The organism is Ruegeria sp. K5 (genome assembly GCF_056531805.1).
On the sequence record NZ_JBQFML010000001.1, the window covers coordinates 667673 to 692050 of the forward strand.

The 24378-nt window shown below is 58.7% G+C and carries 28 protein-coding genes and 1 tRNA gene; 12 read left to right on the top strand and 17 right to left on the bottom strand.

Annotated elements, in window-relative coordinates; all coding sequences use genetic code 11:
• Positions 1-37 precede the first annotated feature (37 nt).
• Entirely contained in the window at positions 38-1258 is a 1221-nt protein-coding gene (locus ACR0MO_RS03395) for a serine hydrolase domain-containing protein (RefSeq protein WP_480889717.1), read from the bottom strand.
• Positions 1259-1429: 171 nt separating this feature from the next.
• Between ACR0MO_RS03395 and ACR0MO_RS03400 the strand changes: the two genes are divergently transcribed.
• Positions 1430-2035, top strand: coding sequence for a DsbA family protein (locus tag ACR0MO_RS03400; protein ID WP_480889719.1), 606 nt, complete (start codon positions 1430-1432; stop codon positions 2033-2035).
• Positions 2036-2052: 17 nt separating this feature from the next.
• Here ACR0MO_RS03400 and ACR0MO_RS03405 read toward each other — a convergent pair whose 3' ends face one another.
• Together ACR0MO_RS03405 and ACR0MO_RS03410 are read right to left on the bottom strand one after the other, a co-directional pair.
• Positions 2053-3081: a phosphotransferase family protein gene (locus ACR0MO_RS03405; protein WP_480889721.1), complete on the bottom strand. Its 1029-nt coding sequence runs from the start codon at positions 3079-3081 to the stop codon at positions 2053-2055.
• A gap of 15 nt (positions 3082-3096) precedes the next feature.
• Positions 3097-3915, bottom strand: a complete 819-nt coding sequence (locus ACR0MO_RS03410) for an SDR family oxidoreductase (RefSeq protein ID WP_480889724.1) — start codon at positions 3913-3915, stop codon at positions 3097-3099.
• Between the two features lie 125 nt (positions 3916-4040).
• Between ACR0MO_RS03410 and ACR0MO_RS03415 the strand changes: the two genes are divergently transcribed.
• From ACR0MO_RS03415 to ACR0MO_RS03425, 3 genes are all read left to right on the top strand, one after another.
• Positions 4041-5042, top strand: a complete 1002-nt coding sequence (locus ACR0MO_RS03415; RefSeq protein ID WP_480889727.1) for an NADPH:quinone oxidoreductase family protein — start codon at positions 4041-4043, stop codon at positions 5040-5042.
• A 122-nt stretch (positions 5043-5164) separates the two neighbouring features.
• The gene (gene aroQ, locus ACR0MO_RS03420) at positions 5165-5614 is read left to right on the top strand and encodes a type II 3-dehydroquinate dehydratase (RefSeq protein ID WP_170450693.1); all 450 of its coding nucleotides are present in this window, start codon (positions 5165-5167) and stop codon (positions 5612-5614) included.
• Positions 5611-6366 carry a LuxR family transcriptional regulator gene (locus tag ACR0MO_RS03425; protein ID WP_170518593.1) on the top strand — a complete coding sequence of 252 codons (756 nt, stop codon included), beginning with the start codon at positions 5611-5613 and terminating at the stop codon, positions 6364-6366. Before aroQ ends, ACR0MO_RS03425 begins: the two co-directional genes overlap by 4 nt.
• 369 nt (positions 6367-6735) lie before the next feature.
• Here ACR0MO_RS03425 and tsf read toward each other — a convergent pair whose 3' ends face one another.
• From tsf to ACR0MO_RS03450, 5 genes are all read right to left on the bottom strand, one after another.
• Positions 6736-7611 (bottom strand): translation elongation factor Ts, encoded by an 876-nt coding sequence (tsf, locus tag ACR0MO_RS03430; protein WP_170450697.1) that lies wholly within the window; start codon positions 7609-7611, stop codon positions 6736-6738.
• 77 nt (positions 7612-7688) lie between these two features.
• A complete protein-coding gene (gene rpsB, locus ACR0MO_RS03435; RefSeq protein ID WP_170450699.1) occupies positions 7689-8468 on the bottom strand; it encodes a 30S ribosomal protein S2 in 780 nt (259 codons plus the stop codon).
• Between the two features lie 166 nt (positions 8469-8634).
• Positions 8635-9471, bottom strand: a complete 837-nt coding sequence (gene olsA, locus ACR0MO_RS03440) for a lyso-ornithine lipid O-acyltransferase (protein ID WP_170450701.1) — start codon at positions 9469-9471, stop codon at positions 8635-8637.
• A gap of 5 nt (positions 9472-9476) precedes the next feature.
• Positions 9477-10232, bottom strand: coding sequence for an L-ornithine N(alpha)-acyltransferase (olsB, locus tag ACR0MO_RS03445; protein ID WP_170518591.1), 756 nt, complete (start codon positions 10230-10232; stop codon positions 9477-9479).
• Between the two features lie 99 nt (positions 10233-10331).
• Positions 10332-10514 carry a DUF3553 domain-containing protein gene (locus ACR0MO_RS03450; RefSeq protein ID WP_170450705.1) on the bottom strand — a complete coding sequence of 61 codons (183 nt, stop codon included), beginning with the start codon at positions 10512-10514 and terminating at the stop codon, positions 10332-10334.
• Between the two features lie 40 nt (positions 10515-10554).
• On the opposite strand from ACR0MO_RS03450, the gene ACR0MO_RS03455 reads away from it, so the two are divergent.
• Complete coding sequence (locus tag ACR0MO_RS03455; protein ID WP_170518587.1) at positions 10555-11151, top strand: histidine phosphotransferase family protein; 597 nt, start codon at positions 10555-10557, stop codon at positions 11149-11151.
• Here ACR0MO_RS03455 and ACR0MO_RS03460 read toward each other — a convergent pair.
• The 9 genes from ACR0MO_RS03460 to ACR0MO_RS03500 all read right to left on the bottom strand — a co-directional run bounded on the left by ACR0MO_RS03460 (position 11148) and on the right by ACR0MO_RS03500 (position 18577).
• Entirely contained in the window at positions 11148-12410 is a 1263-nt protein-coding gene (locus ACR0MO_RS03460) for a glutamate-5-semialdehyde dehydrogenase (protein WP_170518584.1), read from the bottom strand. The genes ACR0MO_RS03455 and ACR0MO_RS03460 overlap by 4 nt on opposite strands.
• Before the next feature lie 21 nt (positions 12411-12431).
• Positions 12432-13538, bottom strand: coding sequence for a glutamate 5-kinase (proB, locus tag ACR0MO_RS03465; RefSeq protein ID WP_170518581.1), 1107 nt, complete (start codon positions 13536-13538; stop codon positions 12432-12434).
• Positions 13526-14560, bottom strand: a complete 1035-nt coding sequence (gene obgE / locus ACR0MO_RS03470; RefSeq protein ID WP_170621802.1) for a GTPase ObgE — start codon at positions 14558-14560, stop codon at positions 13526-13528. The genes proB and obgE overlap by 13 nt, the downstream gene beginning before the upstream one ends.
• Before the next feature lie 37 nt (positions 14561-14597).
• Positions 14598-15134: a GNAT family N-acetyltransferase gene (locus tag ACR0MO_RS03475; protein ID WP_170450716.1), complete on the bottom strand. Its 537-nt coding sequence runs from the start codon at positions 15132-15134 to the stop codon at positions 14598-14600.
• Positions 15131-15739 carry a LysE family translocator gene (locus ACR0MO_RS03480; protein ID WP_480581192.1) on the bottom strand — a complete coding sequence of 203 codons (609 nt, stop codon included), beginning with the start codon at positions 15737-15739 and terminating at the stop codon, positions 15131-15133. Before ACR0MO_RS03480 ends, ACR0MO_RS03475 begins: the two co-directional genes overlap by 4 nt.
• A 95-nt stretch (positions 15740-15834) precedes the next feature.
• Entirely contained in the window at positions 15835-16104 is a 270-nt protein-coding gene (gene rpmA / locus ACR0MO_RS03485) for a 50S ribosomal protein L27 (protein WP_039535512.1), read from the bottom strand.
• Between the two features lie 11 nt (positions 16105-16115).
• Positions 16116-16727 (bottom strand): 50S ribosomal protein L21, encoded by a 612-nt coding sequence (locus tag ACR0MO_RS03490; RefSeq protein WP_480780694.1) that lies wholly within the window; start codon positions 16725-16727, stop codon positions 16116-16118.
• 207 nt (positions 16728-16934) lie between these two features.
• Positions 16935-17738 carry a DUF2059 domain-containing protein gene (locus ACR0MO_RS03495; RefSeq protein WP_480780587.1) on the bottom strand — a complete coding sequence of 268 codons (804 nt, stop codon included), beginning with the start codon at positions 17736-17738 and terminating at the stop codon, positions 16935-16937.
• On the bottom strand, positions 17735-18577 hold the full coding sequence (locus ACR0MO_RS03500; RefSeq protein ID WP_170518569.1) for a DUF2059 domain-containing protein: 843 nt from the start codon (positions 18575-18577) through the stop codon (positions 17735-17737). The genes ACR0MO_RS03495 and ACR0MO_RS03500 overlap by 4 nt, the downstream gene beginning before the upstream one ends.
• A 123-nt stretch (positions 18578-18700) precedes the next feature.
• Here ACR0MO_RS03500 and ACR0MO_RS03505 point away from each other — a divergent pair.
• The 7 genes from ACR0MO_RS03505 to ACR0MO_RS03535 all read left to right on the top strand — a co-directional run bounded on the left by ACR0MO_RS03505 (position 18701) and on the right by ACR0MO_RS03535 (position 24376).
• Positions 18701-18790, top strand: a tRNA-Ser gene (locus ACR0MO_RS03505).
• A 232-nt stretch (positions 18791-19022) separates the two neighbouring features.
• Positions 19023-19580 carry a hypothetical protein gene (locus ACR0MO_RS03510; RefSeq protein WP_480780586.1) on the top strand — a complete coding sequence of 186 codons (558 nt, stop codon included), beginning with the start codon at positions 19023-19025 and terminating at the stop codon, positions 19578-19580.
• Between the two features lie 190 nt (positions 19581-19770).
• Entirely contained in the window at positions 19771-20799 is a 1029-nt protein-coding gene (locus ACR0MO_RS03515) for an alcohol dehydrogenase catalytic domain-containing protein (RefSeq protein WP_480626003.1), read from the top strand.
• Between the two features lie 69 nt (positions 20800-20868).
• Positions 20869-21744, top strand: a complete 876-nt coding sequence (locus ACR0MO_RS03520) for a branched-chain amino acid ABC transporter permease (protein ID WP_170450732.1) — start codon at positions 20869-20871, stop codon at positions 21742-21744.
• A gap of 3 nt (positions 21745-21747) precedes the next feature.
• Positions 21748-22845, top strand: coding sequence for a branched-chain amino acid ABC transporter permease (locus ACR0MO_RS03525; protein ID WP_170621795.1), 1098 nt, complete (start codon positions 21748-21750; stop codon positions 22843-22845).
• On the top strand, positions 22842-23606 hold the full coding sequence (locus ACR0MO_RS03530; RefSeq protein WP_170450735.1) for an ABC transporter ATP-binding protein: 765 nt from the start codon (positions 22842-22844) through the stop codon (positions 23604-23606). The genes ACR0MO_RS03525 and ACR0MO_RS03530 overlap by 4 nt, the downstream gene beginning before the upstream one ends.
• Positions 23603-24376: an ABC transporter ATP-binding protein gene (locus tag ACR0MO_RS03535; RefSeq protein ID WP_170450737.1), complete on the top strand. Its 774-nt coding sequence runs from the start codon at positions 23603-23605 to the stop codon at positions 24374-24376. The genes ACR0MO_RS03530 and ACR0MO_RS03535 overlap by 4 nt, the downstream gene beginning before the upstream one ends.
• Positions 24377-24378 lie beyond the last annotated feature (2 nt).

Sequence of the window (24378 nt, forward strand, 5' to 3'; positions counted from 1 at the left end):
GGAAGTGATCGTGTTTTGGGTATCAGCCGGTATCGGATCATTCAATCATGGCGGCCAGAACCAGCGCCTTTAACTCGGCCCGGGACGGATAGGAACTGGATGGCGACAATTGCGTAAAAAACACGGCTGTCAGATCGTTTTTCAGGTCGAGCCAGAAATAGGTCGAGGCCATGCCGCCCCAGCTGAAATCCCCGACCGACCCCGGCACACGCACCCTGCCCGGGTTCAGGACGACCGATCCGCCCAGACCAAAACCCATCCCCTCCATCGGTTGTTCCGCAAAACTGCTGGGGCCCATCGAGGCAATATCGCCCGGTAAGTGGTTGCAAAGCATGAAGTCTACGGTCTTCGGCCCCAGCAGACGGTGACCGTCAAAAGCCCCCCGATTGCGCAGCATTTCGACAAACCGCGCATAATCGTCGATGGTGCTGATCAACCCGCCGCCGCCGGAAAATGTGGTCGTGCGTTCAAAGGGCGATGATCCGGCCTCATCCACAAGGCGCAGAGTTTCCGTGCCCCGCTCGGCAGAGTTCAGCGCCATGGCGTCGCCGGACAAGGGCGAGTAGAGCGAGGCAAACCGGTCCCCTGCCCCTTGAGGCACCGAAAAGCCGGTTTCGGTCATCTGAAGTGGTGCGAATATCTCTTGCGCGAAGTACCGATCCAGCGGCAAGCCGGACACGATTTCGATCACGCGGCCCAACACATCCGTGCTGACCGAGTATTCCCAGCGCGTACCGGGTTGAAACGCCAGCGGAAACGCGGCCAGATCACGGATACGATCTGCCAAAAGCCCTTGGTTAGGCTTGAATAACAGATCCTGTTCATCCATCGCTTTGGGCAAAAGGCCTGGATTGAACGGATAGCTGAACCCGCTGGTATGCGTCAGCAACTGATGAAGCGTCGGCGTCGGTGCATCCTCGGTTTGATCCAGCCGTTCGGCACCGGGAACAAGCGCCTGCATCCCACTGAATTCCGGAAGAAAATCGGACAGAGGCGCATCCAGGTGGAACAGCCCCTTCTCGGCCAGCATCATCAGCCCGACCGACGTGATCGGTTTGGTCATTGAGTAGATCCGGGTCAGCGTGTCCCGCTGAAACGGCAGATTATTTTCAACACTGCGCTGGCCGCAGGCGTGAAAGAACACTTCGGAGCCTTGATGTGTCAACAAAAACGCGCTGCCCGCGTATTTTCGCTGCGTGACATACCGATCCATCCAGGTGCGGATGCGGTTCAGGCGGTTTGGGTCGAAGAATGTCATGGTGAACCTGTCTGAAAGCTGCCTGATTTCACCCTATGCCAGCACCGCGAAGTTTGTCCCTTGCAATGTGCAGGCCATAAGCGATTACTTTCTATGAAAGACTGCCCCCGTCGCAGATTCGTTGCGTGCCTGTTCTAAAGATCTGCCGACACCTTCCTCTGGAGTACCGACATGGCGCAAACCATAGATTTCGTTTACGATTTTTGCAGCCCGAATGCGTTTCTCGCGTATAAAATGCTGCCGAAAATCGCCAAGGGGCACAAGGCGACGGTCGTGCCGGTCCCGGTGATGTTGCCGGTTATCTTCAAATCCACGCATAACCAAAGCCCGTTCAAGGCTTTTTCAGAAAACCGTCAGAAATCATCCTATCTGACCCATGATCTGCATCGCTTTGCCCGCCGTCGCGGCGTAAGCTTTCACATGAGCCCGCATTTTCCGGTGAACACCAAATTCGCCATGCGCGGCGCGTATTTTGCATCCGGAAAGCCATGGGAAAACAAATATATAGACGCAGTATTTGATGCGATTTGGGTGCATGGTCAAAAGGTCGATGAGCTGAATGTGTTGTCCGAGATCCTGCGCGAGGCCGAACTGCCCGTCCGCAAGATCCGCGAAGCAATCGCCGCACCTGAGACCAAGCAACTGCTGAAAGAACAGACCAAGGACATCGTCAGACGCGGCGCCTTTGGTGTTCCCAGCATGTTCGTGGGGTCCGAGATGTTTTTTGGCAAGAACAGCCTTGCCAATCTCGACCTTGAGCTTTCTCTGAAAAGTTAAATGCTTGACGACCCAACCTAACTTTGTTCCAGCGCGGCCAGCCCGTGTTGCGCGAAGATGGGAACATAGGCTCCGAACGCTTGGGCGCGTTTTGGATCGGATGCGTTGCCATCCAGCGCGCGTTTGTAGACGCCTTGCAAAATCCCCGCCATCCGAAAGAAGTTGAAGGCCAGATAGAAGCCGAAATTGTCGATCCCTGGCAGACCGCGTCGTTCGCAATATTGTGCGATAAAGGCCCGATCGCTAGGCAGGCCCAGAGCATCCCGGTCGATTCCCGCCAGCCCGCGCCCCTCTTTTCCCGGAGGCATTTGCCACTGCATGATCACGGCGGCCAGATCTGCATAGGGATGGCCGATGGTCGACAGTTCCCAATCCAGAACACCGATGCAATCTGTGCCATTTGGGGCGAACATCAGATTGTCGATGCGATAATCACCATGCACCAGCGTCCGTTGCCCGTCATCCTGCGGAAGCGACGTCTCCAGCGCGCCGATCAACCTGTCCATGTCCGCAATGTTCGCGGTTTCGGATGCGCGGTATTGCTTGGTCCAGCGTGAGATCTGGCGTTCGAAATAGTTCCCCGTCGGGCCGTAGTCAGTCAGACCAGCGGCGTCGATGTCCACCATATGCAACTCTGCCAGAACCCGGTTCATTTCGTCGATGACCGCGCGGCGGGCATCGTTGCTTTCGCCCTCCATCTGCGGCTCAAGAAAAACCCGGCCTTCCAGATGTTCCATTAAGTAGAAGGCCGATCCGATAACCGAATCATCCTCGCACAGTAACAGCATGCGCGGCACCGGAACGCGGCTGTCGGCAAGGGCGCGTTGCACCCGGAACTCTCGATCCACCGCATGGGCGGACTTCAGCAGCACACCCGGGGGTTTGCGGCGCAAAACGTACGACTGTTTTGGCGTACGCAACCGGAAGGTCGGGTTCGACTGGCCGATGGCGAATTTCGTGGCGTCCAGCGGACCTTCATACGCCGCCAGATGTTGGGACAGGTAGGCGTCGATGGCATCCAGGTCCAGATCGGTTTCGGTGCTCATAACTGGCCCTCGCACTTAGAACGCAGCTTCAAAGATATTGCCAGCGGTCACAACGTTAATGCCACCTGACACCGGGATAACCGCACCGGTCACGTAACTGCCACCGCGTCCGCACAGAAACAGCATACAGCCCGCAATATCCTCGTCCCGGCCCACGCGGCCCAGAGGGACGGATTTGCCGACCTTTGCGCGGGTATCTTCGTCCGCTGTGGCAAAAGCTGTCATGCGCGACACAAACGGCCCCGGTGCCAGGGCGTTTACGGTGACATGGTAAGGCGACAACTCTTTCGCCAAGATTTTGGTCAGGTGCAGCACCGCTGCCTTGGACGCCGAATAGCTATAGGCCCCATCGCCCATCGGAACCTCACCCATGACCGAGCCGACATTGACGACCCGCGCAGGATCTTCGGCGGTGCCGGACTTCATCAGCAAGGGCAGCAGTTTCTGGGTCAGATCAAATATACCAGCAACGTTGACGGACATGACCTTGTCCCAAGCGTCATACGGGAACTGCCCCATTGGCGCGCCCCAACTAACGCCGGAATTATTCATAAGAATATCAAGGCGATCAGTGCGCGCATTAATGTCCGCAACCAGTGCATCAATCCCTTCCTGGCTTCCCAGATCCCCGGCAAATCCAACCGCGCTGCCCGGTGATTCCAGCGCGTTCAGCTCTTCGGCAACCGCTGCGCAGGCATCGCCTTTGCGCGAGGCGATCAGGACATGGGCACCAGCCCTGACCAAAGCCTCGGCCGCCATGCGCCCAATGCCGGTTGCACCACCTGTCACCAGCGCGGTTTTGCCTTGCAGCGAAAATAGGGTCTCGGGGGTCATGGTCTGCTCCTCACTGACATCTGTGGGCAGGTGCCGTTGCGGGAACCAAGGGGATGGCCCGTTGACAACACATGATCCTGCACCAAAGCTTCCTGTGACAGAATAACAGAGACATCAGGGTCAACATGCAAGCATTACTCAGCGTCGCGCCCGGCGGGCCCGAGACTTTGGAACTGACCACCCTGCCCGATCCAACCCCCGGCAAAGGCGATCTGTTGATCGGAGTGAAAGCGGCTGGCGTGAACTTCCCCGACACGCTGATCATCCGCGATCTGTATCAGATGAAGCCCCCGCGCCCTTTCGTCCCCGGCGGAGAAATTGCCGGAGAGGTTTTGGCCATCGGTGAAGGCGTCACCGGATTTGAACCGGGTGATCGGGTGCTGGCGCTGACTGGTCACGGCGGGTTTGCGACGCATCTGACACTCAAGGCTGCGACGGCGATCAAGATTCCGGACGAGATGCCGTATGAGGACGCCGCCTGTTTCATTTTCACCTACGGCACCTCGTACCACGCCCTGAAAGACCGCGCGCATCTGCAATCCGGCGAAACCCTCTTGGTTCTGGGCGCGGCCGGAGGCGTCGGTTCGGCTGCAATTGAGTTGGGTAAGGCCATGGGTGCGCGGGTGATTGCGGCGGTGTCGTCGCAGGACAAGGCCGAGTTCTGTCGTCAGGTCGGCGCGGATGAAACCATCGTGTACCCGAAAGACATGGACAAACAGGCGCAAAAGGACTTCTCGGGCCAGATCAAAGCATTGGCCGGGCCAAATGGTGTGGATGTCGTCTATGACGCGGTCGGAGGACCCTTTGCCGAGCCCGCCCTGCGCAGTATGGCGTGGAACGGACGCTTTCTGGTTGTCGGCTTCCCGGCTGGGATACCGAACATCCCGCTGAACCTGCCCTTGCTCAAAGGGTGTCAGGTCGTTGGCGTATTCTGGGGCGCGTCCGTATTCCGTGACCCAAAGGGGCACGCGGAAAACGTTGCCGAGCTGTTTGGCCTTTATGCTGCGGGACACATCAAGCCGCGCATCAATGATCGATTCCCGCTGGCCAAAGCCGGACAGGCGCTGGATCTGCTGGCTGGGCGTTCGGTTCTGGGAAAGCTGGTCGTCACACCCGGTTCAGACTGAAATTCGCGCTGAACAAGCGGCACAAGATCACAGCCCGTGGCGCTTATGCTGCAATGCGACACAGCGCGGTAGACAATCTGGCCTATTCATGTCTATGAACCTGTAATGGGGATAGTAAAGACATGAATAACGTTCTGGTTTTGAATGGTCCGAACCTCAATTTGCTGGGCACGCGCCAGCCCGAGGTTTACGGCAGCACCACCTTGCAGATGGTCGAGGATTTGTGTGTCGAACATGGTGCGTCCATCGGCCTGAACGTCACGCATTTCCAATCCAACCACGAAGGCGCGTTGATCGACGCGATTCATGCGGCGCGGGGCGCGCAGGACGGTCTGGTTCTTAACGCGGGTGCGTATACGCATACCTCTATCGCGCTGATGGATGCGATTGCCTCTGTCGAACTTCCGATGGTCGAAGTTCATCTGTCCAACATCCACGCCCGCGAAACCTTTCGCCATACGTCTTATATTGCAAAGGTAGCGCTGGGGCAGATTTGCGGGTTTGGGGCGCAGAGCTATGTTCTGGCGCTTGACGCGCTGGCCGCCCATTTGGGGTCAAGAGGTGCCGGATGACTCTGAAAGAATACCTGCATTTCGTAAGCTATGCCAAAACCCTGGAAGAACTGTGGGACGCGCATTGCCGGCAGATGGCCGAATATGGCTTTGACCGGCTGATTTATGGCTATACGCAGTTCCGCACCGAAACCTCGCTGGGCGACCCCGAGGATTTCGTGATCCTGACCAATCACTGCCACAACTACGTGGATGGTTTTCTGAAGGGCGGGCTGTACTTCCATGCTCCGATGCTCAAATGGGCGCTGGACAACGAAGGCGCTGCCAGTTGGCGGATGATCCAGGACATGATGTCCAGCGGTCGTATGACGGCGCAGGAACGCAAGGTCTTTGAGTTCAACAAGTCGATGGGCGTTGTGACGGGCTACACGGTTAGCTTCAATTCCGTCTCAATGCGGTCGAAGGGTGCGATTTCACTGTCCGCAAAAGGTGGGCCAAGTCAGGATGAAGTTGACGAGATCTGGGCAGAGCATGGCGAAGACATCCTGTTGATGAACAACATGGCGCATCTCAAGATCCTGACCCTGCCCTACAATCCCCCGAACCGGGCGCTGACCAAACGACAGCGCGAGGCGCTGCAATGGGTTGGGGATGGCAAGACGACTCAGGACATTGCGCTGCTGATGGGGCTGACCTCGGCCACCGTGGAAAAGCATCTGAGGCTCGCGCGCGAGTCGCTTTCGGTTGAAACCACCGCGCAAGCGGTCCTCAAGGCCTCGCTACACAACCAAATGTTCATCATGGAGGCCTGATGTTGTTGATTTCTGACGCTAAACTGCGTCAATTTACCTTAGGTAAGGAAATCATGACTTCCGGTTTACGCGATAAAGTTGCAGATTGATATTGTTCCGTGAGTGGTGGCTTTAGCCAGGGAACACATCGATCAGACCTTTGCAATTTCAGAGCTCTCTGGTCACTCTGACACTGAGGCGCCTATTTGTCCGCGTCACGAGGTCGGAAATTTGGGGGGCCTCGACCATCCCCATCATGCGGGGCCCTCCATCCTTCTTCCTCTTGGTTTGCGTCGGCCTGACGTTGGCCAAAAAAAGAAAACCGGTTACGCTGGGCGTAACCGGTTTTTTTTGTTGTGTCGGGCCTCTGACGAGGCCCTGAATGGTCGCTTAGCCTTGGGCCGCCTTGGCGACTTCGGCTGCGAAGTCTTCTTTTTCGACCACGATGCCTTCGCCAACTTCCAGACGGATGAAGCCGGTGATGGTTGCGCCCGCTTCTTTGGCCGCTGCTTCAACGGTCAGGTCAGGGTTCACAACGAACGACTGGTTCAGCAGAGTCGATTCCGCGACGAATTTCTTCATGCGGCCTTCGATCATCTTCTCGATCACCTGCTCCGGCTTGCCGGATTCGCGGGCGATGTCCATCTGAACCTGCTTTTCTTTCTCGACAACTGCCGGGTCCATGTCGGCCTCGGACAGAGCTGCCGGGTTCACAGCAGCGATGTGCATCGCAACCTGCTTGCCGATCGCTTCGTCGCCACCGGTCAGAGCGACCAGAACGCCGATTTTACCCATGCCGTTGGTGGCTGCGTTGTGGACGTACGACACAACAGTGTCGCCCGACAGCTTGGCCATACGGCGTACCGACATGTTTTCGCCGATGGTGGCGATCTTGTCGGTCAGGGTGTCGGCAACGGATTTTCCACCCAGATCAGCGGCCAGCAGCGCTTCGACATTGTCGACGCCTTCGGCTGCGTAAGCGATCTTGCCAACCATTTCCTGGAACTCGGCGTTTTTCGCAACGAAGTCGGTTTCCGAGTTCACTTCGACTGCAACACCGTTGCCACCGTTGACGTGAACAGCAACCAGACCTTCTGCTGCGGTACGGCCCGATTTCTTGGCCGCTTTGGCCAGACCTTTGGTGCGCAGCCAGTCAACGGCTTCGTCCATGTTGCCGCCGGTTTCGGTCAGCGCTTTTTTTGCGTCCATCATGCCTGCGCCGGTTGCGTCGCGCAGTTCTTTAACCATTGCTGCTGTGATTGCCATCTCTTGGCTCTCCTCAATTCAAACGGAATTGGGGCAGGTCATACCCTGCCCCATATGTCATTTACGTGACGGGCAGCTTACGCTTCGGCAGGTGCTTCAGCTTCTTCTGCAACGGCTTCTTCAACCGGGGCTTCTTCGAACTCGCCCAGGTCAACGCCTGCGGCACCCAGCTGAGCGGTCATGCCGTCCAACGCGGCACGGGCTGCCAGATCGCAGTACAGAGCGATGGCGCGCGCTGCGTCGTCGTTGCCGGGGATGATATAGTCAACGCCGTCGGGCGAGCAGTTGGTATCGACAACGGCCACAACCGGGATACCCAGCTTGTTGGCTTCGGCGATGGCCAGTGCTTCTTTTTTGACGTCGATGACGAACAGCAGGTCAGGAACGCCGCCCATCTCGCGGATACCGCCCAGCGACGCCTGCAGCTTGGCCTGGTCACGTTCCATGCCCAGACGCTCTTTCTTGGTCAGGCCTTCGGCGCCTGATTCCATCGCTTCGTCGATCTGGTTCAGACGGTTGATCGACTGGGAAACGGTTTTCCAGTTGGTCAGCGTGCCGCCCAGCCAGCGGTGGTTCATGTAGTACTGAGCCGACTTTTCAGCGGCTTCGGCGATCGGGCCGGCGGCCTGACGCTTGGTACCAACGAACAGAACGCGGCCACCTTTTGCAACGGTGTCACGAACGGCCTGCAGCGCCTGGTCCAGCATCGGAACAGTCTGGGTCAGGTCCATGATGTGGATGCCATTGCGCGAACCATAGATGAACGGGCCCATGCGGGGGTTCCAACGCTGTGTCTGGTGACCAAAGTGAACGCCAGCTTCCAGCAGCTGACGCATGGAGAACTCGGGAAGAGCCATGCTATTTTCCTTTTCCGGTTTACGCCTGGGCGGGGGTGAAAGAAGCGGATGCTCCAACCGGCGGTCTTGATGAGGATGTCTCCCTCAAAAAGCCCAAACCCCGCCTGCGGGTTTGAATGGCGCGCGTATACGGCAGGTTTTGATGCAGTGCAAGGGCCTTTTGCCCTTATTTTTCAAGCCGCGCCAGGCTGTGCGCATGCCGCACGGCCTCTTCGCAATGGGCTGCCAGCGCCTTGCGGTTTTCAAAGTCGCTGACCTTGGCGGGCGCGTGGTAAATCAGTTCGACCGAACCCTGACGCAGTGCGCCGAGTGTCTTGAGAAGGTGCGGACCGAACTCCATATCACCCCACCAGCCATAGAACCGATCCGGTTGCTCCTTTGGCGCGTGAAACACGACGGAAACAGGCTGCACATACATAAAATCACGCAGTTCATCTGCGAAGAATGCCGCGAAGAGCGTTGTTTTAAATGGCAAAACCCGCAATCCATCGGTCGAAGTCCCTTCGGGGAAGAACAACAGTTTGTGTCCGGCCTTCAGGCGAGACTCGAACACTTTGGTCTGCTCGCGCGCCTTTTTTGGGTTCCGCTCGATAAATACGGTTCCGGTCGAACGGGCCAGCCAGCCGATTCCGGGCCATTTCGCGACCTCGGCCTTGGACACAAAGTAAATCCGCTTGCGCGCGTTCAGGGCGAAGATGTCCAGCCAGGACGTGTGGTTCGCCACCACAGCTCCGCGCTGCTGCATCAACTCGCCCGACGTTCGAAAACCGATACCCAGAAACCGGAGTGCATTGCGGCACACAAATTGCGCGATGAACGGAGTAATCGGACGACGAACCCCGAAGAGAGGGAGTTCGAACAGGCGAATGGTCAGAAGGACGATCAGGCCCCCAAACACCAAAAGCGCCAGAGGCACCCCGCGCAAGATGACAAGAACCCAGCCCAGCGGACCCAGATTGATCGGGTCAGGTGCCTCGTCACTATTCCACAATGGATCGTTCACGCCCGTTACGCCCCACCATAGATGCGTTTTTGCCGCTCGTTCATGCGGGCGGTATCCAGGATCAGGCAGACATCCGTGGTGTTGAACGCATGATCGATAAAGGCCCCCTCGCCCACAAATCCACCCAAACGCAGATAGGCTTTGATCAGCGCGGGCACCTGCACCATCGCGGCGCGGCGGTCGAGGTCTTCGGGCGCGACCAGATCCATCGATTGAAACACGTCCGGCTGTGCCCGCACCCGCAGATCCTCGGGGGCCAGATGGTTGTGGTGCAGCATGGACAGGGATTGCGCGAGGGGTTGAACATCGGTGCCGTGGAAGCTGGCGACGCCGAACAGAACTTCGATCCCGCGTTCGTTCACATAGGCGGCCAAGCCATTCCACAGGTGATACATCGCAGTGCCACCCCGATAATCTGCATGCAGGCAGGACCGGCCCAATTCCAACAGCTTGCGCCCGCTTTGCTTAAGAACGGTCAGATCATACTCGTCTTCGGAATAAAACTGCCCGATTTCCGCAGCACGTTCGCCCGGTAACAGCCTGTAAACGCCCACAACTTCGCCGCTCAGGTCGTCGATGGCCAGCATATGATCGAAATATGGATCGAACCTGTCCTGTTCCAGACCCGCGTCGTGATCGACCATCTCGCCGCCGCCGCCCAGTTCGCGCACGAAGACATCATAGCGCAGCCGCTGCGCGGCGCGCAGGTCATCCTCGGTCTCGGCGAGTTTGATGGTAAATGAGGGGCCTGAATCCGGCATGTCTATCCTTTGAATTGCCCCCGGCTGATACCGCAGGTTTTCACGTAAAGGCAACACGGCCACATCTGGTGTTCAGCGTTAACCTTTCCTAAACCAGTTTCACGGATCAAAGACCGGCACCAGGGCAATGCGTGTCCCGTCGATTACCACTTTCCCCTGCTCGCGAAAGTTAACGGTGATCTTGCCTGCGATGTTGGACTGCACCTGTCCGATACCCCAATCGGGGAAATCCGGGTGGCGGACATACATGCCCGGTGCAAGAATGGCATTGAGGTCTGACATTTGGGCTCCGGTCCGGTGGCAGATACAGCAGGAGGTACGCATGGGCGCTACGGACGTCAACCTGGCCGAGCTGATCGGCTCGCGCATCTGTCACGATCTGATCAGCCCGATCGGGGCGATTACCAACGGGTTAGAGTTGTTGGACTTGGTTGGCGCAGTACAAGGCCCCGAGATGGAGTTGATCTCGGGCAGTGTTGGCAGCGCGGGCGCGCGTATCCGGTTCTTTCGGGTGGCGTTCGGGTCGGCCAGCGATCAGCCGCTGGGGAAGACCGAAGTCGCCGAATTGCTGAAGGATATCGAACGCGCCGGTCGCGTGCGGGTGAACTGGAACCTGACCGAGCCGGTGCCGCGCAATCAGGTCAAGCTGGCCTTTCTCGCCCTGATGTGTTGCGAAAGCGCGATGCCCTTGGGTGGCGAGGTCGAGATTTCAGTCAACGGTACCGGCTGGCAGGTGACGGGGACGGCGGACAAACTGAATGTCGACCCTGATCTTTGGAAGAACGTCACAACGGGGCGGTTTCCCAAAAAAGTCACGCCCGCGCAGGTGCAATTTGCCCTTCTGCCGGAGACGGCAACCGCGATGGGGCGGCGGGTTGGTGTTGAAACCAACTCAACCCGCGTCGCCCTTCGGTTTTAGGCGCGGGTGGTGCCGTTGCCGCGCACCAGATACTGAAAACTGGTCAGTTGCGCCGCGCCTACCGGTCCGCGCGCATGCATCTTGCCGGTAGCAATCCCGATTTCAGCGCCCATCCCGAACTCACCACCATCGGCAAACTGGGTTGAGGCGTTGTGCATCAAAATCGCACTGTCGAGCCGTTCGAAAAAGCGTGTGGCGGCAGCAGTGTCCTCGGTCATGATACAGTCAGTGTGGTTCGAACCGAACTGTTGGATATGCGCAATCGCCGCGTCGATATCGGCAACGGGTTTGGCGGCAATGATGCTGTCCAGAAACTCTTTGCCCCAATCATCGGCAGTGGCTGCTACGGTCCCTTCGGTGGCCAGAGCGCCCTCGGCATGGACCTCGACACCCGCTGCAATCAGCGCCGCGATCACGTCACGCCCCAGCGTGTCTACGACATCTTGATGGACCAGAAGACACTCAGCCGCGCCGCAAATTCCGGTCCGGCGGGTTTTTGCGTTCAGCACCACGTTCAGCGTCTTTTGCGGGTCAGCGGCTTTGTCGATGTAGATATGCACGATGCCTTCCAGATGCGCGAAGACCGGAACGCGCGCCTCGCGTTGAACCAGCCCGACAAGGCCTTTGCCGCCACGGGGTACGATGACATCGACGTAATCGGTCATGGTCAGCAATTCCTGAACCGCGGCGCGATCCCGGGTCGGCACCAGTTGAATCGCATCCTCAGGCAGTTTCGCGGCCTTCAACCCTTCGACCAGACACGCGTGGATGGCAGTTGAGGAGTGGAAGCTTTCGGATCCACCGCGCAGAATCACCGCATTCCCGGATTTCAGGCACAAGGCCCCAGCGTCTGCCGTCACATTGGGGCGGCTTTCGTAAATCACGCCGATCACACCCAACGGCGTGCGCACCCGCTGAATATTCAGGCCCGAGGGCATGTCCCATTCGGTGATCACCTCACCCACAGGGTCGGTCTGGTCCGCGACAGTGCGCAGCCCGTCAACCATGCCCTGAATGCGGGATTCGTCCAGCATCAGGCGATCCATCATTGCGGGGCTCAGGCCCTTGTCACGACCAAACTCCAGATCTTTCTTGTTGGCCTCGATGATTTCCGCACGGTTGGCCCAAACGGCCTCAGCAGCCGCGATCAGGGCCGCATGTTTGCGCTCGGCGCTGGCAAAGGCCAGTTCGCGCGCAGCCTCTTTGGCGCGTTTGCCAAGGTCGGCCATCAGGGCGGGGATATTGTCGAGGTCCTTCATATCATATGCCTTTCTGCGCCATTACAGCGCCAAATCATCCCTGTGGATCAGCGCCGCGCGACCGGGATAGCCCAGCGTCGCCTCAATCTCCGAGGATTTGCGCCCCTTGATCGCGTCCGCTTCCTGCGCGGTATAGCGGCTGATCCCTTGCGCCAGTCGCCGCGCCTGCGGGTCGAGGATTGCAACGGGGTCGCCGCGCCCGAAATCTCCGGTGACTTCGACGATACCGGCGGGCAGCAGGCTGTTGCCATTGGCCAGCGCTTTTGCGGCACCCGCATCCACCTTGATCTCCCCACGTGGTTTCATGGCTGAGATCCAGCGCTTGCGGGCTGCATGCGGGTCCAACGTCGCCGTGAACCACGTGCAGTTCGCGCCATTTTCAAGCAATTTCAATGGGTTGATGGGCGATCCTTCGGTTATCGCCATGTCACAGCCCGCCGCAGTCGCCATTTTGGCGGCCAGCAACTTGGTCTTCATCCCGCCTTTGGACAGGCCGGACCCGGCATCGCCTGCCATCGCCTCAATCTCGGGCGTGATGGTGTCGATGGTGTCATAGCGGGTGGCCGAGGGGTCTTCGTTCGGATTGCCGGAATAGAACCCATCGACGTCGGACAGAAGGATCAGCTGATCGGCCCCGACCGTCACCGCGATTTGCGCGGCCAGACGGTCATTGTCGCCATAGCGAATCTCGTCCGTGGCGACGGTGTCGTTTTCATTGACGATGGGCACAACACCCAGCCCCAACAAAGTCTCAAGCGTGGCGCGCGAGTTCAGATAGCGCCGCCGATCCTCACTGTCCTCCAGCGTAACCAGCACCTGAGCCGTGGTGATGTCATGAGGGGCAAGCGCCTCTTCATAGGCGCGCGCCAGCCTGATTTGACCCACTGCCGCTGCCGCTTGCGATTTCTCCAGTGGCAAGTCTGCCATCGGCAATCCCAGAACGCCGCGACCCAATGCGATTGAGCCGGAGGACACCAGAATGACATCCGCGCCCTGCCCCTTGAGCCACGCCACGTCCTGCGCCAGTGATTTCAGCCAGTCCGAGCGCAGCAAACCGGTGTGCCGGTCCACCAGCAAGGCAGACCCGATCTTGACCACCAAGCGGCGTGCTGCGGTCAGGGTTGCCAAGACTGAGCCTCCTCAGCGGGCTTTTGGCGCAGGCGGTTTTCGTCGATCTGCGCGCGCAAGGCCCGCAGCACTTCGGTCACGCCGAGATGAGCAACACCTGACATGGTCATGACGGGGCCACCAACTGCCTCTTCAAGTTCGGCCTTGATCAGGTCGCGTTCTTCCTCGTCCAAAGCGTCGATCTTGTTCAGCACGGTGATGCGCGGCTTGTCCGCCAGCTCTCCGCCGTAGGCTTCGAGTTCGGTGATGATGGTGCGATAATCTTCGACCACGGTTTCCGAGGTGCCATCGACCAGATGCAGCAGAACCGCGCAGCGTTCCACATGTCCTAGGAACCGGTCGCCGATCCCCCGCCCCTCATGCGCCCCTTCGATCAGGCCGGGGATATCGGCCACGACGAATTCGACGTTATCGACGCCAACAACACCCAGATTGGGATGCAGCGTCGTAAACGGATAGTCGGCGATCTTGGGCCGGGCATTCGACGTGGCGGCCAGAAAGGTCGATTTGCCCGCGTTGGGCATGCCAAGCAGACCCACATCCGCGATCAGCTTCAGCCGCAGCCAGATGGTGCGGTCAATCCCCGCCTGCCCCGGATTTGCGCGGCGCGGGGCCTGGTTGGTGGCCGATTTGAAGTGCAGGTTGCCGAACCCGCCATTGCCGCCCTTGGCCAGCAGGAACCGCTGTCCAACCTCTGTCAGGTCGCAAATGACGGTCTCTTCATCCTCGTCCAGGATCTCGGTCCCGATAGGCACGCGCAGGATAATGTCGTCACCATCCTTGCCGGTGCGTTGCTGACCGCGACCGGGTTGGCCGTTCTTGGCGAAGAAATGCTGTTGATAGCGGAAGTCGATCAGGGTGTTCAGCCCATCCACAACCTCGGCCCAGACAGACCCGCCCTTACCGCCGTCCCCGCCATCGGGTCCGCCGTATTCGATGTATTTTTCGCGTCGGAAGCTGACGCAGCCGCTACCGCCGGCCCCGGACCGGATGTAGACCTTTGCAAGATCGAGAAATTTCATGTCAGTCCCCTACTGCAAAGGCCCCATCGGCCACAAGTCAGAGTTTTTTACTATAGGTCCAGGTGGGCACATTTGCGTCGCGCGCCACCGAATAGCTTTCGGCGTCCCCCAGATATTCAAACCCGCAATGGGTCAGCACCCGGGCCGAGGCCGGGTTGTCCTGAAACACGCTGGCGAACATGGTCGAGTTTTCCAGCGGATTCGCCAGAACCAGAGCCTCGACCGCCAAGGACGCGATGCCTGTGTTCCAGTAAACCGGAGCGACCCAATAGCCGACCTCGGACTGGTTGCGATCCAGCCGCTGCAACGAGATCAGGCCGATCAGTTCAGGCCCGCCATCCTTGGTGGCGTCCATCGCCCAGACGTCTTCGTCCCGGTCTTCGGCCATCGAACGGGTCACAAAGGCCTCAATCGAGCCCGGTGGCAATGGGTGCGGAATCGACGTCGTCATCCGCGCCACGCGCTCATCGCCTGCATAATGTTCAATGAGACCCATATCCGACCGGCGCAGGGGGCGCAGGTCGAACCGCTCGGTTTCGATGACCGGCTGATTGATTATCGTCTCAAGTTTCATGAGTGCGTTCCTCCTCCGAACAACACAAAAAGTACGGACGCAACGGTTAAACTGGCTAACGTCCACATCAGATATTTTTCCGCAGGCCGACCTTCAACCGTCTGGGCGATCCGATCGCCTGCAAAAGTCCAGACCGGGTGCAATAAGACCTGACAAAACAACAGGCAAAGAGCGATTGTTAACGTCGCTTCAAAACTTGATGTGCCCGCGGCCACAAAGCCCGTAAACCCGGCAATGATCATCGCCCAGGCCTTGGGGTTCAGTGGGTGAACGATCAGCCCGGCCAGAAAACCCGGCACTTGCGTGTCAGCGTTTCCGCGCGACAGCCGCAGATTGGCAATCTTCCACGCCAGCCAGATAATATAAGCGGCCGAGGCATATTTCAGCACCTCAAACACCAACGGCGCCTGATCGGCCACCTGCATCAGCCCGAACCCAACAGGCCAGATGATCAACTGCTTGCCCAGAATAACGCCGCCCACAAAAGGCAACGCCGCCCGAAAACCATAGCGCGCACCTGTTCCCAGCAGGACCATATTGGCTGGTCCCGGCGTGCCGACCTGGCTGGCGGCAAAGATCAGGAAACTAGTGGTGGCGACTGTCATTCGGGTGGTCAATCACGACTGCGTTAAAACGAAAAAGGGACCGGCACTTTCTGCCGGTCCCCCATGAATTTTTTATTAACCTTATGGGTTTCGGCTTACTCTGCGGCCTCCGCCACTGGCAGGACCGAAATGAAGGTGCGGTTTTTCAGTCCCTTGTGGAACTTCACGGCGCCATCGGTGGTTGCAAAGATGGTGTGATCTTTGCCCATGCCTACGCCTTCGCCCGGCCAGAACTTGGTGCCGCGCTGACGTACGATGATGTTGCCTGCGATGGCTGCCTGGCCACCATAGAGTTTCACGCCAAGGCGACGACCCGCTGAGTCGCGACCGTTACGGGAGGAACCGCCAGCTTTTTTATGTGCCATTCTCTCTCTCCTTAGCCCTGAGCCAGCTCTTTGGCTTGCTCAACCCATTCGGGTTTCACTTTGATGGTGTCGATAGCAGCAATCTGCTCGTCCGACAAGGCGGCCAGAGCGGCAAAGCTCTCGATACCGGCTTCGGCCAGCTTTTTGGCAGCGGCAGGGCCGACACCGTTCAGCGCGGTCAGATCGTCAGAAGCAGCGGCAGCCGGAGCTTCTGCTTTTGCAGCAGCTTTTTTGGCGGGCTTTGCAGCCGGAGCCGCCTCACCTGCCGGTGCCGAACCGGTTGCAGCTTTGATACCAGACTTGTCAGCGCCCGACGACAGGATGTCGGTGATTTTGACCAGAGTCAGTTTCTGACGGTGGCCAACGGTACGCTTCGAGCTGTGCTTACGACGGCGTTTGACGAACTTGATGACCTTGTCACCTTTGACCTGTTCGATCACTTCGGCCTGAACGCCTGCGCCTTCGACGAACGGCGCGCCAACGACCGGTGCGTCACCGCCCAGCATCAGAACGTCGTTGAATTGAACTTTTTCACCTGCGTCGGCAGCCAGTTTTTCAACGCGGAGGATATCACCCGCCTGAACCTTGTACTGCTTGCCGCCAGTCTTGAGGACCGCAAACATGCGTCTTTCCTTTTCATACCCGCGTTCTGTGGTCCCCGTATGGGTGTTGCCGGCTTTCGCCACCTCGAACAGCGCGCCCTTTTCGGGCTGTGTGACGACCCCGGGACAATCCCGATGGGTCAAATAATAACGAGACCCGGCGCGGAAAACCGGCCGGGATGCGCGCTTATCCATAGATTGCGGGGCAAAGTCAACACCCAACCGGGCCTAAAGATCCGGGGCGTTCAAAACCTGTGCAACGGCCTCGCCCAAGCGGAAGGAAATTCCATCGAACATCCGGTCGAACCCGTCAAACAAGGCGTCGTTCAGGGCCTTGCCCGTCTCGGTTCGGGAAAAGGCAATGTATTCGCGCATCTGCGTCTCGTCCAGCGGGGCATAGGCCATCAGCAGAAAGGAATAGACCCATGAGGTCGTATCTGCGGTAACCGCATCCTGTTCGGCCAAAAGCTGCGCCAGCAACTCGGCATCGTCAGAGCTGGGGCCGTATTCCAACCCCTTGAAGAAATTGTAATCGGCACTCAGCGCGCCCTGAACGTTCAGGTCAATCAGATCGTTTACCTGTATAAACTCGTCCACCAGTTCATAATGCACGTCGTCCTTCGAGGCATTTTCATAAGCCTCCCGCGCCATATCCTCGATGGTTTCATCCAGAAATGCCCGCCGGGCCGAGTTTTCCAGCGTGATAATGGTCTGTCCCAGGTCGCTTTCGAAAAACACGATTGCCTGATCCAGTTGAGCATCGGTCAGTCCGACCTCAAAAGCGTCGGTCATCCGGTTGCGCATCCAGACAGGGTCAAAGATGTCCTCGACCTGCGCCTCAAAGAACTCGCCACCGGAATTGTCCAATAGGGTCTTGTCCAGTTCCTGCCGCTGGGTGTCGCCTTCGTCGACAATAATGTCCATCGCCTGCATTAAATGCATGGCCAGGGCCAGCCGTTCGACCTTTTCACTGGCAAAGCCGGGCGCAACCCAAAAAAGCAGCGCGGGAATAAGTGCCAGCAGACGCATCATATGTCTTGCGCGGGGTGCAATTCAGCCATTCGGGCTGCCAGAACTTCGAACCGCATGGCCATGATCTCGTATTGGATTGCGTTCAGCAATTCGTAGACTTCCTGCATCAGAGGGTGTTCCAGCGCCTCGACATAGTCATCCACTTCGGCGTCCGAGAAGCTCTGATAGGTATACGCAGCCCCCGCCAGCCCCGACAATTGCAGCGATTGGCGCATCCCGGCCTCATTGTGTTTGAGCATTTCCCGCAACTCATCCGCGCTCAGCTGCAATTCGATAACGCCCGAAGCGCTTGCCGCCAGCAGAAACCGCACCTGAATCTCCTGCAAGGCCCGCAATGCAGTCCCCGACGAGTCAATCGCCGCGTTCATGCGCTTGTAGCTTTCAACCCGTGGCGACCCCGCCTCGACCAGCGCGGCAAAGATCTGCTGTCCTTCCAGTTGCTTGCCGTCCTCATCCTCTTTCAGGTGCGAGGCATTTTCGGCCACGACCAGGCGCTGACCCAGATCCGAGGCATAAAAGTCAACCGCATGGTTCAAAGCCTCGTCATTCAGGGTCTGCTCAAGGATCGACACGGCTGTTTCATGCATGCCCTCGGTGTCGAACACCTCTTCCGTCAGGCGCGTCCAGTCCGAGCCGAATCCGTCCGGGTCTATTCCAAGCATTTGCGGTGCCGACCCGGACGCAAGTGCGATGCTTTCCAGGGCAACGTCAAATCCCGTGGTGGTCAGAAAAGCCTCAATCCGGTCACGATTGGCTGCGGCCACAAGTGAAGGCAAAAGCAACAGCGCGATAAGCGGGGCCAAAAACGAAAGAGCAAGGCGTTGGGCATGATGTGTCATACCCATCAGCCTAGGTGTTTTGATCCGGCAGGCAATGGAAAATCACGGCTTTCTGAGTTTGAGGAATTTTCTGCTTGCACCCCTGCCCGTTCCTCACTAAATCCCCCCCTCACAGACCCCCGCGGAGAGGTGCCGGAGTGGTCGAACGGGGCGGTCTCGAAAACCGTTGTGGGTGCAAGCCCACCCAGGGTTCGAATCCCTGTCTCTCCGCCACTCAATCAGAGTAGCCAGAAATTCCGACGTCAAAGAGCGCGCAACTTTCAAGTGGTGTGTGGCCAGAAATCTAAGATCATCGTGCGGGTTGGCGTGTTATTGCCGTGCCGGACCGGCTGGATCAGCGTAGCATGGCGCATATCTCGCAGATGCAGAAAAACTCGCGGAATTCCCCTTTGAGAACAGTTAGTTTTGCCGCATCCCGGCGACACAAATTCCAAAGGAGATTCACATGTCGCGTACTCTTATTCTGGCCATTGTCATCGCTGCAATCGGCGCTGGCGGCTATTACTATCTGAACCAACCCGAGCCCACCCCGGCAGAGCAATTGCAGGACGCCGCACAAGATGCAGCCGAAGCTGTGAACGACGCGGCGACAGAGGCACAAGACGCGGCAAGCGACGCGGTGGCCGACGCGCAAGAGGCTGTGACTGACGCGGTTGAGTCCGCGCAGAATACCGCCTCGGAAGCGTTGGATGCTGCTGCGGATCAGGCAGCCGAGGCCGCGTCTTCGGTCGCGGATCAAGCCGCGGATGCGGCCGAGCAGGCTGGCGATCAGGTTGCGGCGCTGGCAGGTCAGGGTCAGGAACTCTTCAACTCGTGGCTGCAGGACGGAATGCTGACCGCGCAGCAGTTCGACTATGACGCCATGGTTGCCTCGGTTCAGGACAGCGCGCTGTCGGAAGAGCTGAAAACCCAGGCGATCCAGATCTTTGATGAGATCAAAGCCTCGCCCGAGACGATTTTGCAAAAGATCCAGGACCTGCGCAATCTGTTGACGCAACAATAAAAAAACGGGGGTCAGCTTTCAGGGCTGACCCCTTTTTTGGACGTTACCGTCCCTTCCGTTGGGTCAGGTATCCGCGCGATTGACGCAGCAGCCCCCATTTGCTTGGCTCACGTTACACCCAAACCATCGCCATTTCGCAGGGTCCTTCGGATTCAAGCGATACAACGGCGACAATTTTGAGGACGTAACCGTGACCGATATCCCCTCTTCCATGTTCGCAACCATCCTCAGGCATGAGGGTTATTCCGGCACCATGACCGGCCCGGTGATCGAGGATGCCGATGACTGGCTGGCCGAAGCGGAACTGCCCGTTCCCCAGCCCGGCCCCGGTCAGGTTCTGATCAAGCTGCGTGCAGCCTCGGTCAATCCATCGGATCTGCATTTCATCAAGGGCGAGTACGGACAACCTCGGGTCAAGGGGGCTGCGGCGGGTTTTGAGGGGTGCGGCGATGTGGTGGCCACCGGCAAAGGGGCCGAGTCGTTACAGGATCAGCGCGTGGCCTTTGTGGCGGCAGGTTCGGGCGCGTGGGCCGAGTATGTGGTGACCCAGATGCAGATGTGCATCCCGCTGCGCCCGGACATCTCGGACGATGACGGTGCGGCTCAGATCGTCAACCCGCTGACCGCGATGGCAATGGTCGACATGGCGAAAGAGGCAGGCGACGCCTTTGTCATCTCGGCCGCGACCAGCCAACTGGGCAAGCTGATGTGCAGCTTGGGGCGCGATCTGGGTCTGAAACCCATCGCTCTGGTCCGGCGGGCCGAGACTGTCGATATGCTCAAAGACCTTGGCGCGTCCGAGGTGCTGGTCGCCTCGGACCCTGATGTGGGCCAGAAATTCGCCGAGCTGAGCCGCACACTGAAACCTCGCATGTTTCTGGATGCGGTGATGGATCAACTCTCGGAACAGGTGTTCTGTGCCATGCCAAACAAGGCGCAGTGGGTGTGCTATGGCAAGCTGGGCAACGAGGCCCCGACGCTGACGCAAACCGGTCAGTTGATCTTTATGGGCAAGCGGATCGAAGGCTTCTGGCTGACGCAATGGATGATGTCCACGCCGCCCGCAGACCAGATGCGCGTTGTGACCGAAGTTCAGGCCCGGTTTGCCGATGGGCGATGGAAAACCGATGTGTCAGAACGGCTTACACTCAGGAATCTGATCCCAAATCTTGCCGATGCGCTAAAAAAGAGTGACGGGAAGGTGATTATCACGCCATAGTAGAACGAACGCCGCACCTTTGCTGTGCGGGTTGGACACGAACCGGACAACCGGCATGGGGAGGTGAGTTTGGATAACGCGCAGCTGCTGATCAGCGGGCTGGCGAACGGGTGTGTTTACGGCCTGATCGCGCTTGGTTTTGTCCTGATCTACAAGGCGACCGAAGCGGTGAACTTCGCACAAGGCGATTTCATGATGCTGGGGGCCTTTGTCACGATCGGCCTGACAAACACCGAATATATGGGCCTGCCCTTCTGGATGGCATTGCCGATTTCTCTGGGTATCATGGGGGCGCTGGGGTATCTGCTGGACCGCCTGATCATTCGCCGCATGTTCGGCCAAAGCCAAACCGCCGTTGTCATCCTGACCATCGCTTTGGGTTTTGTGATCCGCTTTGTCGCCGGGCTGATCTGGGGGCACGAGCCGCAGACACTGCAAAACCCACTGGCCGGAAAAGAGGTCCGCTTTGGCGGGCTTGTTCTGGGGATGGAGGACGTTGCTGTCATCGTCGTCACCATCCTGCTGACCTGGAGTCTTTATGTGTTCTTCAGCAGAACCAAGCTGGGGCTGGCGATGCAGGGTGCGTCACAGAACCAGTTGGCGGCCTATTACATGGGCATTCCGGTCAAGCGCGTGCAGGGGTTCATCTGGGCGCTGGCCGGAGTTGTGGCCGGGATCGCCGGTATCCTCTTCGCCGCGAAGGGCTCGGTCGATCCAACGACGGGCTTGCTGGGGATCAAGGCTTTTGCTGCCGCCGTGATTGGCGGCTTCGGCAGCCTGCCCGGCGCGTTGGCGGGTGGTCTGATCGTCGGCGTGATCGAGCCGTTTGCCAGCCGTTATATCGCCGCAGGCTACAGCCAGATCGCCCCTTATGCGCTGCTGCTGGCCGTGCTGATCTTCCGGCCCAACGGCCTGTTCAGCCAGGTTCGGGTCAAGAAGGTCTGATCGATGCGCATCGTTTTCAAAACCAACTACATGCAGGATATTCGGCCCTGGAAGGACCGCTACCAACTGGTTCTGTATCTGCTCCTGCTAGTCGTCGTCGCGGTTGCCCCGTGGTGGCTGGATGACTTTTATCTGGGTGAGTTGACCAATGTCCTGATCTGGGCCATCGCCGGTCTGGGTCTGATGATCCTGACCGGCCATACGGGGCAGGTCAGCCTTGGTCACGCTGCATTTCTGGCCTTTGGCTGTTATGCCAATGTGATCCTGATCGAGGCTGGCGTACCCTTCCTGATCGCTTTCCCGCTGGCCGGTGTCCTGACCGGAATAGCCGGTGTCACCGTGGCCATCCCTGCCCTGCGCCTGCACGGGATCTATCTGGCGATCTTTACCATGGCATTGTCCATCCTGATGGATGACGTGATCGTTCTGGCCGAGCCTCTGACGGGTGGCGTGGCGGGCAAGTTCATCGGCGGCGTCGACATCTTTGGCCTGAGTGTGGATCGCTGGGGCACCCCCGCCCCATTCTTCTGGCTGGTGCTGAGCGTCGCTGTTCTGGTCACGCTGGGCTATATCAACCTGCTGCGCGCACCTTTGGGGCGCAGCTTCATCGCCGTGCGGGATTCGGAAGTCTCCGCGCAAGCCATGGGGGTCGATATTGCCCGAACCAAGATGATCTCGTTCGCGTTGTCCTGTGCCGTAACCGGCTGGGCCGGCGCGTTGATGGGCATGTTTTCTGGGGCGTTCAACAATGAAACTTTCTCAGTTCTGATCTCGATCCAGTTGTTGATGATGATTGTGATTGGTGGGCTGGGCTCGATCCACGGCGCGTTTCTGGGGGCTATCGTGATCGGCTTCCTGCCGCAATTCCTGTCAATCTCGAAGGAGTATGTGGGTGTCCTGTTCGGCGGCAGTACAGTCGCTATTCCGGGGCTGGAATTCGGCATTTTCGGCATGATCCTGATCGCCTTCATCCTGTTCGAACCCTTGGGCATGTATGGCCGCTGGCTGAAAATCCGCACCTGGTTCGAGCTGTTCCCCTTCTACCGCAAGGACATGTTCAAACGGCAGAAATCCTATCTCAAGACGGAGCGTCTGAGATGAGTCTGCTGGAGTTCGAGAACGTCACCCTGAAATTCGGCGGCGTCACCGCGGTCGACAATCTGTCGTTTGAGGTCGAGGAGGGCGAGGTGTTTGCCATCGTCGGCCCCAACGGCGCGGGCAAGTCCACTGTGTTCAATCTGATCTCACGCTTCTATGACCCGGTCGCGGGCTCGATCCGCTTTGACGGGCATGATCTGTTGCGGGTGAAACCTTCGGGCGTGGCCGCCTTTGGCGTGGCGCGGACCTTTCAGAATATCGAGTTGTTCGAACATGCCACCGTGCTGCAAAACCTGCTGGTCGGTCGGCACCGGCACCGCAAAACCAACCTGCTGTCCGAGGTTCTGTTCCTACCCTCGGCCCGCAGGCAGGAACTGGAAAACCGCGAGAAGGTCGAACAGATCATCGACTTCCTCGACCTGCAGGCCTATCGCGACAAGATGATCTCGGGCCTGCCATACGGTGTGCGCAAAGTGGTCGAGGTGGCGCGCGCGCTGGCCACCGATCCAAAGCTGTTGCTGCTGGACGAACCAGCCTCAGGCCTGTCGGTCGAGGAAACCACGGATATGCGCTGGTGGATCGATGACATCCGGCGGCAGATGGGGATCACCGTGCTTATGGTCGAACATGACATGGGTCTGGTCTCGGGCGTGTCTGACCGCGTTCTGGCCATGGCGGACGGGGCCAAACTGGCCCTTGGAACACCCGCCGAGGTGCAATCCCACCCCGCCGTGGTCGAGGCCTATCTGGGGAAAGCCTCATGAGCGAGCCGATCCTGAAAATCCGCAATATCGAAAGCTTCTATGGCCCGATCATGGCCATCCGCGGTGTTTCGCTGGATGTGCATCCGGGTCAGATCGTCTCGATCCTTGGGGCCAATGGCGCGGGTAAGACCACGCTGATGAAAACCGTCTCGGGCGTCATGGACCCCGAAAAAGGCAAGATCACCTTCGACGGGCGGGATATTCAGGGGTCCGAGCCGCATAAGGTTGTGCAACAAGGCATCGTTCATGTCCCCGAGGGGCGCGAGGTGTTTCCCTTGCTGACCGTGAACGAAAACCTCAGCCTCGGGGCCTACACGGCCAAGGACAAAGCCCAGATCGAACAGGATCGCGAGATGGTGTTCAGCTATTTTCCGGTTCTGAAAGAGCGTCGCGCACAAGAGGCCGGAACCCTGTCAGGCGGTCAGCAGCAAATGCTGGCGATTGGCCGGGGCCTGATGGCCAGTCCAAAGATCATGCTGCTGGACGAACCCTCGCTGGGTCTGTCGCCGCTGCTTGTTCAGGAGATCTTCGGCATCCTCAAACGGTTGAATGACGAACAGAACATGACGATGATGCTGGTTGAACAGAATGCCCACGCGGCGCTGGAACTGGCGCATCATGGTTATGTGATGGAGGTCGGACGCATCGTCATGGATGGGGCTGCCGACACATTGCTGCAATCCGAGGACATCCAGAATTTCTATCTGGGCGTGCAGGAAGAAGGCGCGCGGGAAAACCGCCGCTGGAAGCGGAAAAAGACGTGGAGGTGACA

Excerpts from the sequence above, each read along its gene's own strand:
- ACR0MO_RS03395 (WP_480889717.1), bottom strand. The coding sequence starts at position 1,258 with ATGACATTCTTCGACCCAAACCGCCTGAACCGCATCCGCACCTGGATG.
- ACR0MO_RS03400 (WP_480889719.1), top strand. The coding sequence starts at position 1,430 with ATGGCGCAAACCATAGATTTCGTTTACGATTTTTGCAGCCCGAATGCG.
- ACR0MO_RS03405 (WP_480889721.1), bottom strand. The coding sequence starts at position 3,081 with ATGAGCACCGAAACCGATCTGGACCTGGATGCCATCGACGCCTACCTG.
- ACR0MO_RS03410 (WP_480889724.1), bottom strand. The coding sequence starts at position 3,915 with ATGACCCCCGAGACCCTATTTTCGCTGCAAGGCAAAACCGCGCTGGTG.
- ACR0MO_RS03415 (WP_480889727.1), top strand. The coding sequence starts at position 4,041 with ATGCAAGCATTACTCAGCGTCGCGCCCGGCGGGCCCGAGACTTTGGAA.
- aroQ (WP_170450693.1), top strand. The coding sequence starts at position 5,165 with ATGAATAACGTTCTGGTTTTGAATGGTCCGAACCTCAATTTGCTGGGC.
- ACR0MO_RS03425 (WP_170518593.1), top strand. The coding sequence starts at position 5,611 with ATGACTCTGAAAGAATACCTGCATTTCGTAAGCTATGCCAAAACCCTG.
- tsf (WP_170450697.1), bottom strand. The coding sequence starts at position 7,611 with ATGGCAATCACAGCAGCAATGGTTAAAGAACTGCGCGACGCAACCGGC.
- rpsB (WP_170450699.1), bottom strand. The coding sequence starts at position 8,468 with ATGGCTCTTCCCGAGTTCTCCATGCGTCAGCTGCTGGAAGCTGGCGTT.
- olsB (WP_170518591.1), bottom strand. The coding sequence starts at position 10,232 with ATGCCGGATTCAGGCCCCTCATTTACCATCAAACTCGCCGAGACCGAG.
- ACR0MO_RS03450 (WP_170450705.1), bottom strand. The coding sequence starts at position 10,514 with ATGTCAGACCTCAATGCCATTCTTGCACCGGGCATGTATGTCCGCCAC.
- ACR0MO_RS03455 (WP_170518587.1), top strand. The coding sequence starts at position 10,555 with ATGGGCGCTACGGACGTCAACCTGGCCGAGCTGATCGGCTCGCGCATC.
- ACR0MO_RS03460 (WP_170518584.1), bottom strand. The coding sequence starts at position 12,410 with ATGAAGGACCTCGACAATATCCCCGCCCTGATGGCCGACCTTGGCAAA.
- obgE (WP_170621802.1), bottom strand. The coding sequence starts at position 14,560 with ATGAAATTTCTCGATCTTGCAAAGGTCTACATCCGGTCCGGGGCCGGC.
- ACR0MO_RS03475 (WP_170450716.1), bottom strand. The coding sequence starts at position 15,134 with ATGAAACTTGAGACGATAATCAATCAGCCGGTCATCGAAACCGAGCGG.
- ACR0MO_RS03480 (WP_480581192.1), bottom strand. The coding sequence starts at position 15,739 with ATGACAGTCGCCACCACTAGTTTCCTGATCTTTGCCGCCAGCCAGGTC.
- rpmA (WP_039535512.1), bottom strand. The coding sequence starts at position 16,104 with ATGGCACATAAAAAAGCTGGCGGTTCCTCCCGTAACGGTCGCGACTCA.
- ACR0MO_RS03490 (WP_480780694.1), bottom strand. The coding sequence starts at position 16,727 with ATGTTTGCGGTCCTCAAGACTGGCGGCAAGCAGTACAAGGTTCAGGCG.
- ACR0MO_RS03495 (WP_480780587.1), bottom strand. The coding sequence starts at position 17,738 with ATGATGCGTCTGCTGGCACTTATTCCCGCGCTGCTTTTTTGGGTTGCG.
- ACR0MO_RS03500 (WP_170518569.1), bottom strand. The coding sequence starts at position 18,577 with ATGACACATCATGCCCAACGCCTTGCTCTTTCGTTTTTGGCCCCGCTT.
- ACR0MO_RS03510 (WP_480780586.1), top strand. The coding sequence starts at position 19,023 with ATGTCGCGTACTCTTATTCTGGCCATTGTCATCGCTGCAATCGGCGCT.
- ACR0MO_RS03525 (WP_170621795.1), top strand. The coding sequence starts at position 21,748 with ATGCGCATCGTTTTCAAAACCAACTACATGCAGGATATTCGGCCCTGG.
- ACR0MO_RS03530 (WP_170450735.1), top strand. The coding sequence starts at position 22,842 with ATGAGTCTGCTGGAGTTCGAGAACGTCACCCTGAAATTCGGCGGCGTC.
- ACR0MO_RS03535 (WP_170450737.1), top strand. The coding sequence starts at position 23,603 with ATGAGCGAGCCGATCCTGAAAATCCGCAATATCGAAAGCTTCTATGGC.